The 13,929-nt window shown below is 51.1% G+C and carries 5 protein-coding genes; 1 reads left to right on the forward strand and 4 read right to left on the reverse strand.

What is annotated here, in order from left to right; all coding sequences use genetic code 11:
- Positions 1-171 precede the first annotated feature (171 nt).
- The 4 genes from ACQ4M4_RS20730 to ACQ4M4_RS20745 form a co-directional block, all read right to left on the reverse strand.
- Positions 172-2,139 carry an ATP-binding response regulator gene (locus ACQ4M4_RS20730; protein ID WP_430686367.1) on the reverse strand — a complete coding sequence of 656 codons (1,968 nt, stop codon included), beginning with the start codon at positions 2,137-2,139 and terminating at the stop codon, positions 172-174.
- On the reverse strand, positions 2,132-4,813 hold the full coding sequence (locus ACQ4M4_RS20735; protein ID WP_430686368.1) for an ATP-binding protein: 2,682 nt from the start codon (positions 4,811-4,813) through the stop codon (positions 2,132-2,134). Before ACQ4M4_RS20735 ends, ACQ4M4_RS20730 begins: the two co-directional genes overlap by 8 nt.
- A 25-nt stretch (positions 4,814-4,838) precedes the next feature.
- Positions 4,839-5,645, reverse strand: a complete 807-nt coding sequence (locus ACQ4M4_RS20740) for an alpha/beta fold hydrolase (protein ID WP_430686369.1) — start codon at positions 5,643-5,645, stop codon at positions 4,839-4,841.
- A gap of 316 nt (positions 5,646-5,961) precedes the next feature.
- Positions 5,962-11,271 carry a PAS domain S-box protein gene (locus tag ACQ4M4_RS20745; RefSeq protein WP_430686370.1) on the reverse strand — a complete coding sequence of 1,770 codons (5,310 nt, stop codon included), beginning with the start codon at positions 11,269-11,271 and terminating at the stop codon, positions 5,962-5,964.
- A gap of 1,434 nt (positions 11,272-12,705) precedes the next feature.
- Between ACQ4M4_RS20745 and ACQ4M4_RS20750 the strand changes: the two genes are divergently transcribed.
- Positions 12,706-13,899, forward strand: a complete 1,194-nt coding sequence (locus tag ACQ4M4_RS20750) for a family 10 glycosylhydrolase (RefSeq protein WP_430686371.1) — start codon at positions 12,706-12,708, stop codon at positions 13,897-13,899.
- Positions 13,900-13,929 lie beyond the last annotated feature (30 nt).

Below are 13,929 nucleotides of genomic sequence, written 5' to 3' on the forward strand. Positions count from 1 at the left end.
AGCATCGTTGAGACAAGGGCAGTTTGGGGGATGGCTTCGCCATCCCCCAAACTGCCCTAATCAAACTGGCTATCGCAATGCAAGCCCTCGCCCGTCCAATTTGCATATTCAAAAACAGAAGCAATATTGCACCCTCCCGAAGGAGTAAGAGCCCAAGGTAAGCCAGCAGACTCATGCTGATGAAGCACTTGTTACAACTTGATTGAGCGTCTTCAGCAAATCTTTGGCTGTAAAGGGCTTCGGCAAAAACGCATGGACATCAGTTCCTGTTAGCTCCCGCAATGTATCGTTAGGGGCTAGGCCAGTCACCGCCACAATGCGAATATCAGGATTAATTTTTCGGAGTGCCCGAATTGCCAATGGACCATCCATGGATGGCATCATCATATCCACCATGACCAAGTCAATGGCTTGAGACTGTTCCATGTATACTGATAGCGCTTCCACCCCATCCTTGGCCGTTAGAGCGTGATAGCCATGGGCCTCCAGCGAGCTTTGGGTGATTTCGCGAATCGCCAACTCATCATCCACAATCAAAATCGTTTCTCCGTGGCCCACCGGAATTTCGGTTTCATCTTCCATGTCAGATACCAGTGAGATAAATGCAGGTAAGAACACACTGAACTGTGTTCCACCCATTTCGGCTGGTATAACGGTAATGAAACCATTGTGACTCCGGACAATTCCTAAAACGGTTGACAGGCCCAACCCAGTTCCTTTGCCAAACTCTTTTGTCGTAAAAAAGGGTTCAAAGATGCGATCCAAGTTTTCGACCGGAATCCCACAGCCCGTATCTTTCACCCGCACAACCACATAGGAACCGGGCTTGGCCTCGGGCGGCAGTGGAGGCTCTATGGTTTTAATGACAACATTGTCGGCAGTAATGGTAAGCTCACCGCCATTGGGCATGGCATCCCGAGCATTGACACACAAATTCATCAATACCTGATGCAGGTGGGTGGCATCGCCAAACACAGACCATAAATCAGATGCAATGTGGGTTGAGATGTGAATCGATTTTGGAAAAATTTCCCGAACGATTTTTGCAATTTCTGAGACGAACTGCTCAGGGCGGAGCGACACATGTTTTCCATCGACCCCGCGCACAAACAGCATGACTTGGCGAATTAATTCGGCTCCTCGTCTTGCGTTGCTTTCCAATAACTCTAGCCATCGCAGGCTTTGCTCATCAGAGCTTTGCATTGCCAACAGTTGCACCGATAGCAAAATTGGAGTTAGCACGTTGTTCAAGTCATGGGCGATGCCACTGGCCAGCGTGCCCAAACTTTCCATCCGTTGCGATCGCAGCAGTTGTTGTTCTAGCTGTTGCTGTTCTGTTACATCTTGAATGAGGACATAAGCCCCAAATACGCCTTGATCACGGCGATCGGGCACATAGGTCTCGCGCAGGTAATGCAAACGGCCATTGTGCGTAAGCGTATTGGAAAACGTCGCCACCTGCCCCGCCAATGCGCGATTCAAATGAGGAAGGATGTCATCATACATCTCATCTCCCAAAATTTCCTGCATGTGGCGATTTTGAATTTGCTCCTTGGGCAGCTGAAACCACTCTTCGTAACCTCGATTGACAAAGCGATAATAATGGGTGCGATCGACGTAGGAAATGAGAACTGGCAGTGAATCGGTAATGAGCTGAAGCTGGGCCTCTCGCTGCCGCAGTGCCTCCTCAACCTGAATGCGCTCTCGAATTTCTTGCTCAAGCTGTAGATTTTGGGCTTGTACCTGCCGGGTGAGGTTACGCATTTTGAGATGAAGCTGAATGCGTGCTAGCACTTCTTCGTGTTGAAACGGCTTGGTAATATAATCGACCGCTCCTAGCTGCAACCCCCGTACCTTGTCCACCGTATCGGACAGGGCCGTCATAAAAATAATTGGAATCTCTTTGGTCTCTTCCTTTTGCTTAAGAATCCGGCAGGTTTCAAACCCGTCGGGAGCGGGCATCAAAATATCAAGCAAAATTAAGTCGGGAGACGTGCACTCCACTTTTTGTAATGCGCTGGTTCCACTTTGAGCCACCAACACCTTAAAGCCTGCCTCCTTGAGCACGTCAAACAAGACGTTTAAGTTGGCGGGAGAGTCATCCACGATCAGAATAGTGGCTAAAGTGGCGCTAATCATAAAACTCTCGATACTGAGTCACTAATTCCAGGATTTTTTGCTCTTCAAACGCGATCGCCAGTTGCTGCAAAGGTTGCGTTAAGGGAAGCCATCGAGGATCGGCCTGCTCAAGCTGAGGAATGTAATCCAGAATTCCCTGAATATCGCCATGCTGAGCAAATGTAAACAAGGTTTGGAGGTGTGGCTGCACAGAGCGAAAAAACTCGCGCTCGGTTGGCGAAGGGAGCACTCGCACCGCCTGATCTGGCGGCTCGGAAGATGGGGGTGAATCAGATATGCGATCGCCAGGATGTTGATAAATCCACTCTAACTTGAGAAATTGTTGTACATGTTCCAATAGTTCATCTTCGCGCACAGGTTTCATCAAAAAGCTGTCAGACCCCACAGTGTGACTATTGGAAGCATTAATATCCAGCACACTGGCTGAAATGGCAATGATCGGGATGCGGCTCAACGTCGGCGACAACCGCAGATGGCGGATCGCCTCAAATCCATCCATCACAGGCATCACCAAGTCCATCAAGATTAGGTCGGGCAGGAGCTGTTGCGCTTTCTCCAATCCGCTGCGCCCATCCACAGCTTCTACGACTTGAAATCCTAACGGGGTCAACATATCCACCAACAGCGCCCGGTTCTCCCAAGTATTATCCACCACCAAAATAGTTTTGCGATCGCCCACATAGCCCACCACATGGGGTTTGGGCATATAGGCAGCCTTACCCGACAGCGTGACATGGGGAAGCGCCACATCAAACCAAAACCGACTACCCTTGCCCAGCTCGCTCTGCACCTGAATCGTGCTGCCCATCAGTTGCACCAACTGGCGACTAATTGCCAACCCTAACCCCGTTCCTTCAGCTTTTTGAGGATGATCGCCCACCTGCTGAAATGGCTGAAAAATCGCCTCCAATTGAGATTCAGAAATACCGATCCCGGTATCCTCCACCTCAAACCGCACTAAGGAAACCTTGGGGTCTACGAGTGCCAGGATTTGCACCTTTAACGTAACACGCCCCTGCTCGGTGAACTTGATCGCATTGCTCAACAGATTGAGCAGCACCTGACGCAGCCGTTTCTCATCTGCATAAACAAAGGCAGGTAATGGGTCAACAGGGCGATAGGCAAACACCGTATCCTGCCGGACGCGCCCCTGAAACATCTGCACCAACGTTTCGAGAAACGCAGGCAGCGCAAACTCTGTGGGGTGCAGCTCCATCCGCCGCGCTTCAATCTTCGACAGATCGAGCACATCATTAATGAGTGTGAGGAGGTGTTCGCCACTGTTGTGAATGATGTTCAACCCCTGCATTTGTTTGGACGTGAGGTTGCTGGCTTTTTTCAAAATTTGGGTATAGCCCAAAATGCCGTTGAGCGGCGTGCGCAGTTCGTGGCTCATATTCGCCAAAAACTCGCTCTTGGCGCGGTTGGCAGATTCGGCCATGTCTTTGGCGTATTGGGTAAGCGCCTCGGCCTGCTTGCGCTCGGTAATGTCGTCGAATACCCACAGGCGGCCCGGCACATCGCGCAGATAAATTGGTGTGCTGGACAAGCTCAGCACTTGGTGCGCAGGCTGGCTAAAGGTCCATTGCCAATTTCGAATTTCGCTACTGGCGTTGGTAAAGAGCTGGCTCGCTTGGGTGGCAATGTCGTCCTGATTGTCGGCACGCAGGCGCAGCGCTGTCATGGCCTGGGCGATCGCCATCGGTTCCACATAGCCCTGGGGCAAATTGAGATGCATCGCGGCGACGTGGTTAATCCAGCCCTGTTCGCCACTCTCATCCACAAACACAACCCCTTGAGGAATCGTTTCTAAAATGGCTTGCAGTCGAGCTTGCAGCTTATCCAGCCGCAGGGTCATATCTTGAAAATGCAGCAAATTGCGCAGCCCACCCCGCAGAGATGCCAAAAATTGCTGCAAATCTTCGGAAAACTCAACTGGCTCATTCCACGTTAGAACGATGGCCCCATTGACCCCATTCGTTTGGTTGGGTTGGTACAGCGGCAGCACCGCCATGGACTGCACCCCTTGCGCGACAAGGGCCGTTGCCGCTACGGGAGCTTCGGGATAGTTGGAGTAGTAGACACAGCGGTTTTGGGCGATCGCCTCGGTAAAAATTGCAGGTGTTGTGAGCCGATCGGGCAGCACCGCTTCGGGCATGCACATCAGCGCCTCTGCCGTAACCTCATCCAGTCGCCGCAGCACCATGGCCCCATCTGCACAGGAAAATTGTTTGAGAGCGGTCAACGCTTGGGCGATCGCCTCATGGGAATTTCCAGCCGTTTCGTCTTGGGTAAGGTTAGCTAAGGTCGCCTGAGCCGCAAACTGCCACTCGTATTGCAACAGGCGACGCCTCACCAGGGGACTCAGCAGCACAACACTGCCCATCACCGCTACAGGCTGAAACAGGCTGGGATCAGGCTGTCCCAGCAGGTCCACACTCCAAACCCCAAGGCCCACCATGGCGATCGCCATCACGGGCGGATACAACGTTGCCAAGGCAAATACCATCGGTGCTCCCCACACCCAAACCGAGCATCCACTCAGCACGGCCAACCCCACCAAAGCGATCGCCGTACCCCATAGCAATGGCTCAAATGTCGGTAAGCGAGCTGGATGCCCCGAGGGCAAAGCAGCAAATACGCGATGAGACTTGAACAGGTGATCTGGCTTCACAAAGGTTGAGATGGAGGGGAAAGAACTAGGCAGCTAAACATTCTGAAATCGTTTGAGTGACAACATGGGGGGCACTAATGTGAGGAAAGTGTCCCTGAGCATCGATTCGCACGAGGGTGGAGTTGGGCAGATGCTGGGCCAGGTAATCGCCAACCACCGTAGGCACCGCAATGTCATTATTGGATTGCAGAATGACCGTGGGTATCTTGAGCTTGGGCAGCTCAGCCCGGTGATCGGACTGGAAAATGACCCGCGCTACTGCCTGGGCAATGTCGGGACGAATGGCAGACAGCGTTTTTGCAAATTCGTTTGCCAGCTCAGGCCGATCGGGGTTGCCCATGGCTAACGGGGCAAAACCACTCACCCAAGCGTAATAATTCGACGACATCGCATCGTATAGAGCATCCAAATCCGATTGCTCGAATCCGCCAATGTACTGCGTCTCCGGATCGTTGACATAGCGGGGAGAGGCTCCCAAAAAGATCAGTTTTTGAAATCGGCTTGGATCGACCAACGCCGCCAGCAGGCTCACCATACCACTGACTGAGTGCCCAACAAAAATGGTCTGAGAGAGCTTGAGTTCGGCGCACAAGTCCAACAAGTCTTCGGCATAGCTGTACAGCGAGCTGTAACGCCGTGGACTATAGGCCGACATATCAGATTTGCCTGCGCCGACATGATCGAATAACACGACTCGATACGATGAAGCAAAGGCCTCTACTTGGTGTCGCCATGCTGTTTGATCTGAGCCAAACCCATGGGCAAAGATGAGGGTTTGCTCACCATGACCTAGGGTAACGACGTTGTTGCGCTTGACAATACTAGCTAACATGGGCGATCGCAAATTTGGTAGTGATAGCTTGAAAAAGCAGGAAAATCGGGTGTTTTGCCCCCAGAACTATCTTAAAGAACCCCCATCGTGAACGACAGGATAGCAGCCAAAACTTAAATAACAAACGTCCATTGGGTATAGTGTTGGGTTGGGTTTGCTATATCCAGGCTCCCCCAATTTTTCCCAAGTTTCCGCATCATATCGCTACCGCGATCGCCCCAAGGGGCAGGGTTCACCAACCAGATTGGTGGCGATCGCACCTGTCAACCCACAAAACAGACTCTTGCTCTAAACTCAGCAGGAGGATGGAGAGTGACTACTGAGCGCGATACAAAGTGCAGCTATCCCCTTGAGTTGGCTCTTCAGGAGGCTGGTGGGAATGCAGCGGAAAACTCAAAATAAAAGTGATCAATCTTTCCTGAATTTGTACGCGAATGGTTGCACCCAAATGCTCCACCAGTTTTTTCACCAAGGCGAGACCAAGGCCAGTTCCGCTTTGCTTCCACGGATCATGACTGGGGATCCGGTAGAACTTATCAAAAATGCGATCGCCCTCCGACGGCGGAATGTGAACCCCAGAATTACTGACGAACACATCCAAACAGGTTTCAGATGCCTGAGCCGTGAGCGTAATCACCTCTTGGGCAGGTGTGTATTTGCACGCATTGTGCAACAGTTCGGTAAAAATGCGTTCAAGACAAGTGAGATCGGTTGTGAGCGATGGTAGCGTTTCAGGAATATCAATCACGAGCTGTTGCTGTTGCGTCTGAACTCGTTCAATAAACGGTTCCGCCAGATGTGGCAGAAAGTATTGCAAATCAATGGTGTTTAGCGTTAAGGGTTCGGTTCCAGCATCCAATCGTGTGAGATCTAAGAGATCATTAATCAACTCCATCTCCCGCTGGCCTTCCTCTCGCAGAAGTTTTAAATAGCGACTGATCTGGTTTCCCTGATCCATGCTCGATTCACTTTTCCACACTCCCGCCTGCTCCAAACTGGATTCCAACATTTGAGTTGCCATTTGAATATGAGACATGGGAGTTCGCATTTCGTGAGATACCGTGCTGAGGAAGTCATCCTTCAATCGATTTAGGCGCTCTAGCTCTAGCACCTGGAGTTGTACAGCCTGGTAAAGTTGAGTTTGCCGCAGGGCGATCGCACATTGATTGGCCACCTGCTCCACCAGCCTGACCTCCAATTCGCTAAACAAACTGTGAGCTGGCTTGGATAACCACATATCACCCAACACCCCCTGATCATCCTTGAGCGAGCACACCAACAACACCTCTGGGCCATCGTTTTTGATAGGAGCGGGCAACTTGCCAGTTGGGATCAAACAAAACTGAGAACAGGTGCCATTGAGCAATTGGGCAAAAACCTCTGGTAGCTCGGAAAAACCAATTGTTTGTCCTTTGGCAGACGGCAGTTGGGAAGGAACATATTCATAGCAAATGGTTGCAACTTTCTGTTCCAGGTCATACAAGCTGGTATCGCAAAAACATAACCCCAGGTTCACTGCTAATTCTTTTACAGCTGTTTGCAGAATTTGGGCTTCATCCAAACTGTCTCTCACCTTATCCGTAATACGTTTTAGTAAAGATTCAAAATTCAGTGCTTGCTGTAATTCATTGGTACGTTCCTGCACTTGTTCTTCTAGGCTTGCGTTTAGCAGTTGCACTTGGTGATACAACGCAGACTGATGAATGGCGATCGCTAATTGATCAGCCAAAACTTGAGCCAATTCAATTTGTTCACTGGGCCATTGCTCAATCGGATGACGCACCCGTAGCGTAAAGCTTCCCCAAATGGAATCCCCCACTACAATTGGCACCAGAAGCCACGCTCCCGGCGAAGACTGTGCCAGCCTGCGATTCACCGCATCTGTAATTCGGCGAGAATCGACCACTGTTACCACTTCTCGTCGCTTCAGCTGATCTGCAATTGGATTATTGTCATCCGGAATTTCTAGCCCAATTCCGTTAGGAAAGTGGGAATCGTGCTGGTAGGCTGTAATGTGTCGCCAGCAGCGTCGTTCCGGAATATATTGCACGATTGCTGCCTGATCAAGCTGCAATAGGTGCGCCACTTCACGAGCGGCGGTGGTTAAGATCGTATCCAAATCCAGGGATTGGCGAATTGTGCTTACCACTAAGCCCAACGACTGTTCGCGCTCCATCCGCTGGCGTAAGGCCAGTTCTGCCTGTTTCCGCTGGGTAATATCCTGCACCATGGCAAACCCAAAGGAAACGATTCCCACATCATTGCGAATTACCGCCACATTCAGTAGCCCCCAACACACGCTGCCATCTTTGCGCACATATCGTTTTTCGATTTGGTAGCGATCGCGCGCTCCAGCAAAGCACTCTGCAACCAGACCCGCCTCAACATCGTAGTCATCGGGATGGGTGTAATCTTGCAAATCTAGATTGCGCAACTCCTCGCCCGAGTAGCCTAAAAATTCCTGCAAATACGAATTGCTTAGGATAGCTTTGTAATCTGGCCCCTGACAGAGGGCAATTCCCAAACCAGCCGCCTCAAACACCAGGCGAAAGCGCAACTCACTTTCTTGCAATTGCTGCTCAGCCTGTTTGCGAACGGCCTCATGATGCTTGCGCTCGGTAATGTCGAGGTTGATCCCCAACAGACGCACTGGCAACCCAGTATGGTCAACTCGGACATTGCCCTTGCTGGTTGCCCAGTTCAGGCTACCGTCAGGTCTGAAATAGCGAAACTCGATCTCGTACTCTTGCTGGTGGCGAATGCTGTGCCGAAGGGTCGCAATCATTCGAGGCCGATCTTCAGGATGGATCATCGCCAAAACGGTTTCCATACGCCCATCAAAGCAGCCAGGAGCGATACCCATCAATCGTTCCATGTTTTCTGATACAACCAGTTCCTGGGTTAAAATGTTCCAATCCCAACTGCCCATTTGCGCCGCTTCCAACGCCAAGCGCAGGCGCTCTTCCGATTCGCGCAGGGCCGCTTCTACCTGCTTTAAGGCGGTAATATCCCGCCCGACGGATTGAATCTCAACCAACTCGCCCTCCAGGTTGAAAATGCCCTGGTTGATCCATTGCGTCCAGCCAATGTGGCTATCACCCCGGCGATCGCGATTTTCGGTCATAAAAGTGGGCGCATCGGGAGTGAGTGCCGCAATTTGCTGCAAAATTCGCTGTAGATCGCCGGGCTCTGCAAAGTCAATCCATTTTTGCCCCACCACTTGATCGAGGGTGCAGCCTAGTGCATAACACAGCGCTGCATTGGCAAAGGTAATTGTGGTATCGGCATGCGATCGCAAAATGAAGTCCGTTTGGGTTTGCACCACGTGGCGGTAGCGGCTTTCGCTTTGCAGCAGCGTCGCTTCAGCCAACTTGCGATCGGTAATATCCTGCACTACGCCATGCCAGGCGATCGCCCCATTAAACCGATGCACCGGCTGAGAATTTGCCTGCAACCACTTCACCTTGCCCGAAGGGGTGATCACCCGCCATTCATACGCAAACTGCCCCATCGTTTGCATACTGTGTGCAACGGCCGCTGCATAGCCGGCCCGATCTTCAGGATGAATTTGATCCAGCACCAAGTAGGCATTGGCCAGCACATCTTCAGACGTGAACTCGTGGATCGTTTGCACCGCTGCGCTAATGTACTCAAACCATACTCGGCCATCGGGCTCTTGCACCACAGTGTAAATATTGCTGGGAGACTGATGGCTGTGTTGATTTAGCCATTGCTCGCTTTGCCGCAAGCGCTCTTCAATGCGCTTGCGCTCGGTAATATCCTGCACCGTTCCCAAAATTTGCCCCACGACCCCATCCGTTGTGCGAGAAAAGGGGGTATCGCGACTAAGAAACCAACGCCAGTCACCATTAACATGCTGGCAACGATATTCAATCTCGATCACTTGGTTATCTAGCAGCGTGGCACAATGCTGCAAATGCTGTTCTAGGCGGGGGTAATCATCGGGATGGACAAAATCCTGCAAGGTGATGTGGTTTAACTTTTGCATATCTGCCAGCGTGTAGCCCAGACCTTCTATCAGAGTTCGATTCGCGTACACATTGCGCTGCGCTATCAAGTCGTAAACATAGATGGCATTGGGATTGGCAGTGAGTACCTTGTCTAAAAAGTGCTGCTTGGCTTGAAGGGCTGCTTCAACCTGCTTCATATTGGTAATATCTACCGTATTTCCAATCACGCCCCGCACCTGATCATCAACGCCGACAAATGGGCCAATGGTTGTTTGATACCAGCGCCACTCGCCGGAGGCAGTTTGAATTTGCTGGATGTGTTGTTGTGGTTGCCGACTCGTCATGACGGCTCGATTGATAGCCCAATACTCTTCGAGCTGAGCCATCGTAAAGTTGGCGTTGAACTCCACCTCATATTTTCCAAGCATGGCCGCAACTGTGGTGCCGTGCACATCCGCCGCTGATTGGTTGGCAATCAGGAACCGACCTTCGGGATCTTTGACATAGATGGAGCTAGCGCTGGAATCAATAATTTGCTTCAATGCGGCTTGATGATCGGCCAAGTGGGCTTCTGCCAGTTTGCGATCGCTAATGTCAATTGCCACCCCATCCACAATTAGTTCCCCCTGCTCACCTTGGTGAAAACGGGCATGATCGCGCACCCAGCACACCCGACCATTTGGTGCAACAAAGCGATATTCCAAATGATCTGCCGTTTGTAGGCGTGAGGCAGTTTGCACAGAAGCATGAAACATTTCCCAGTCATCGGGATGAATGAACTCGACCAATCGCTCAGGATGCTGCATCAGTTCTTGTGGATCGCACCCCAACAAATCGCGATAGCCATCACTCAAAAACAAACTTAGGAACGTGCCATCGGCATCGTAAACGGCCCGGTAAATCCCACCGGGCAAATTGGCAGCGATCGCCGTTAGTCGGCGTTCTTGGTCGCGTAGAGTTTGCTCTAGGGCTGCTCCCGCAGAGGTATCAGCCCCATATCCAGCAGATGCAGATCCGGCCGGTACAGAAGCATGAGACAACGGTTGCACGGGGAAATGTCCCTGCTGCTGAGCCGCAATGCCCAACTGCAACGCTACATATTGAATCAGCTTTCGGTCAAGCGATCGCCACGCTCGGGTTTGGTGCTGGTGCAACGCCACAACCCAACCCCACAGCTCACCCTGGCGCACAATGGGCGCAGCTAAGCAGGCTGCGACAGCGAGCGCTTGCACCATGGAGTCTGCTAGCACTCCTGGAGTCTCACCCGTTAGCGCATCCAAATCCCCATGTGATGCCAAATCTGACGCCGATGAACCCAGTTCAGCCGGAAATGCTGAAACCGCGATCGCCGCACCCTCGGCTCCGTCGCTCTGTATTGCTTCTATGCCCAACGCAGCCCAAGTCTGCCCCAACCAAGAATGATTAGCCTCAGTGCTGACTTCAGTGCTGGCCTCAGCCATTACGACAAAACCTATCGGCTGAGCGCAACAAACGAGAACCCGCTCCACTTGCAATAAGGAATGAACGGCCTCGGCTGCTTCGTTCAACACTAGGTCAAGATGAGCCCCCCAGTGAATACGTTGAGCGATCGCCTCCATGCCCTCCAGGATTTGCTCAGGCGTCGTTGTAGCGACAAAAGATCGACTTTTATCCATCGTGGTGGGAAAGAACGCAGAACACATCGCAATACTGGTGTATCAAAAGTTCCATGGGCTTAAAACCACAGCAACACCTTGACTCAAATCGATACAATCCTTATAGAAAGATAGCCAAATAAAATAAGCCATGTGAACCACAACGATGAGGTCTAATCCCCCTTTAAACAGACCATGAACGTCAGTGAATAGAGGCATTGAACCTCATAAAATTGAAGCTTCGATCAGCAATTTGGCTGAATTCTCAAGTCATGTAGCTTAGCTCAAACCGATTCACGGTGAGAAAAAGCCCGGTATGAAGATAGCCGCTTCAGTCTTCGTTTTAATTGAATAAATGATTAGGCCTTACGCACTTCATCCGAAAAACCAGAGGGTTGAATGATTTTTGGGGCGCTTAGCGCCCCAAAAATCATTCAACTGCGTAAGTCCTGATGATATTGAGATATCAATGCTTGATCTAAGGCATCTTTTAGCCCACTCATCGATTTCATGAATGGTTTCAACGATCGGTGACAAATCTTTGATAAAGTTGGGAGCAACGAACTGAAGAGATGGTTATTTGACGGTGTTTGAATATTAAGCGATCGCCTATGTTTTTATTCTAAGCTGAATCAACTTTGTCGTTATCCAACCCTAGGGTCGCAGAGTGGGCATTATGAGCTGAGGACATGAATTTAGCCGAGGCATCCTTATCCCCCAACTTAGATAACGAAACTTAGATAACGCAACTCAAAAATCTGCTCATATCAATCGTCGATTGCCTTGGGTTTAGCTGTTGACTGCTGTATGGTACTCCCTTGAAAACATGATTTTGAGTAATACAAGCTCAGTCTGTACTACCCAAAGCTGCTATCTAAATGCCGCTATCCTGCTGAACTTGACCTAAAAAATCCTGCTGGCGAATGAAAGGTCTGAGTATATGTAATTAAGCTGTGCAGTTCATTTTTGCCAAGCCAATTCATTGCCTGTGATGAGCGATCGCCCCTTTGCCCCCGCTTAACCCCCCAATTATCTCAATTCAAACGATTGGAGAAAATCTTGGATTTATCACCCAACTTGCAATGACCGCTTTCACCATCTCATTAACCACAGCAGCCTTATCGATTGGCTTGGAACAAGATTGTGTAAAGCGCACCGCCCCCTGGCTCAAATCTCATCGAAAAAATATCTAAAGGTCTACGGAAGGAAATGGTATATAAATGGCCTAATTGGTCATTTACCTGAGCCGTATCACTTGGTACGGCACCCTGCCACATTACACTTGACAAACTCTATGAGCCACTGGGCTCGTGCTTAGCGTTCGTATTTGTGAAGCCTATGTCATTACGTTTTCGTGCTGGAGGAGGGTGGCCATCCCACAACTGGCGTGCTATCCGGAAAATTCTGACGTATAGCGCTCTGTTAGCCCTCACAACATTTTTAGTTGGAGTGGCAATGCCAGGTTGGCGAGGCGCGATCGCCCAAGAATCCCCTCTGGTGCCACCTCCCATGCGCCCTACCCAAGAAATTCGCGGCGTGTGGATTACAACCAACGATATGGGCATTCTGCGTGACCTGCCCCAAACTCAAAACACCATGGCCCGCCTGTCGCAGCTTCAGTTCAACACAGTGTATCCAGTTGTGTGGAATTCGGGCTACGTACTGTATCCCAGCGAGGTCGCACAGCGCTATGGCATTCAGCCATTTGTGTGGCGCGGGTTGCAAGGGCAAGATATTCTGCAAACGGCGATCGCCACTGCCCACCAAAATGGGCTGCTGGCAATTCCCTGGTTTGAGTTTGGGTTTATGGCTCCTCCCTTGTCCGAGCTCACCATCGAGCATCCCGATTGGTTTACTCACCGACGCGATGGCAGCGACACCACCATGAGTGCTGCTGGCGAAGTCCGGTGGATGAACCCCTTACACCCCGAAGTGCAACAGTTCTTCACCAGTCTGGTCATGGAAGTCGTGAACCGCTACGACATCGATGGCATTCAGTTTGATGACCATACCAGCCTGCCCGTTGAGTTTGGCTATGACGACTACACCGTAGCGCTGTATCAGCAAGAGACCAAACAGCCTCCTCCGGCCAATCCTCGCGATCCGGCCTGGATGCGCTGGCGGGCCGACAAACTGACCGAATTTATGACTCGCCTTAACCACCAAGTCAAGTCTCGAAAGCCTCACATTATCTTTTCGGTATCGCCCAATCCCTATACCACGGCGTACAACGGCTTTTTACAGGACTGGCTGACCTGGGTTAGAACCGGCATCGTAGATGAGCTGTTGGTGCAAATGTATCGCTCTGATATCTACAGCTTTATGGAACAGGTTAACCGTCCTGAAATTCAGGAGGCCCGACAGTTGATTCCTACTGCGGCTGGAATTTTGACCGGGTTGCGCCGTCGTCCAGTTCCTATGTCGCTGGTACAAGCAAAGGTACAAGGGGCGCGATCGCGCGGCTTGGGTATGGCGTTCTTTTCGTTCGAAAGCCTGTGGAATGATGCACCAGAACCCGCCGAAGAGCGTCAAGCGATGTTTGAGATCATGTTTCAACGAGTAGCCGTGCGATCGCGCTTAGCAGCAACTCCGCGTCCACCAACCCCACCTCCCACCCCAGATCCGCTGCTCCTTCCAACTGGAATTTAGCTCTTGGCCTCGTCTGCTTGCTCCAAGCGC

This window comes from Leptolyngbya sp. AN02str (genome assembly GCF_050565595.1).
In the GTDB taxonomy this organism is placed as follows: domain Bacteria; phylum Cyanobacteriota; class Cyanobacteriia; order Elainellales; family Elainellaceae; genus Kaiparowitsia.